At 61.0% G+C, this 975-nt stretch carries 1 protein-coding gene; it reads left to right on the forward strand.

Annotation, left to right across the window (positions count from 1 at the left end; all coding sequences use genetic code 11):
- Positions 1 to 35: 35 nt before the first annotated feature.
- Positions 36 to 975, forward strand: a 940-nt coding sequence (locus ACLARN_RS44125; RefSeq protein ID WP_409497457.1) for an IS4 family transposase, incomplete at its 3' end; no start/stop codon positions are given.

The following is a 975-nucleotide window of genomic DNA, read 5'->3' on the forward strand; positions in this document are numbered from 1 at the left end:
CGATACCCACGGTTGGCGCGATTTCGAAAGCGCGGATGCGACTGGGTTCGGAGCCATTGAGGTTGTTGTTCGAGCGGGTCGCTCAACCGATGGCGAAACGGTCCACGCCGGGTGCGTGGTTGCGTGGTCTTCGAGTCATGGCCGTTGACGGTGTCATTTTCAATCTTCCGGACACCGAAGACAATGAGGAGGGTTTCGGCCGGTGCGGAGGGAAGAATCCCGCGCCGTTTCCGCAGGCGCGGGTCGCAGCACTGGTCGAATGCGGTACTCGCGCGGTGGTGGCCGCCGAGATCGATCCGTGGAAGGAGCAGGAGCGGGCGCAGGTCGCGCGGCTGCTGCCTGTGTTCGAGCCTGGCATGCTGGTCCTCGCCGACGCCGGGTTCTACAGCTACGAGCTGTGGAAGGCCGCCGCGGAAACAGGTGCGGGACTGGTCTGGCGAGTCCAGTCCGAGCTCAACCTTCCTGTGTTGTCGGTTCTGGCCGACGGATCGTACCTGTCCGAAGTCGGCGATCCGCGGCAGAAACGCCATAACCGTGAATATGAGCGGAAACGTCGCGCCAGCGGTATAGCGGTCGACTACATTCAGCTCCGGGTCATCGAATACGAGATCCCCAACCGGGATGGCCGGAACGAGATCATCCGGCTGATCACTACAATCCTGGAACCAGTCGAAGCGTCGGCTGCGGAACTCGCTGCTGTCTATCACGAGCGATGGGAAGAGGAGTCGGTTTTCGATGAGATCGAAACCCATATCCGTGGCGGCTCAACCGTGGTATTACGATCGAAACATGCCGACACGGTGCGGCAGGAAATCTGGGCTCTTCTGCTAACCCACTACGCGATACGGCATCTTATGACCGAAGCGGCGGAACAGGCCGATATCGACGTCGACAGGATCTCCTTTATCCGCTCTTTCCGGGCGGTCCGCCGCCAGGTCAGTGACCAGGCGGCGTTTTCCCCCCGAAACACTTCAT

Origin of the sequence: Amycolatopsis sp. cmx-11-12 (assembly GCF_046269425.1) — a bacterium.
In the GTDB taxonomy this organism is placed as follows: domain Bacteria; phylum Actinomycetota; class Actinomycetes; order Mycobacteriales; family Pseudonocardiaceae; genus Amycolatopsis.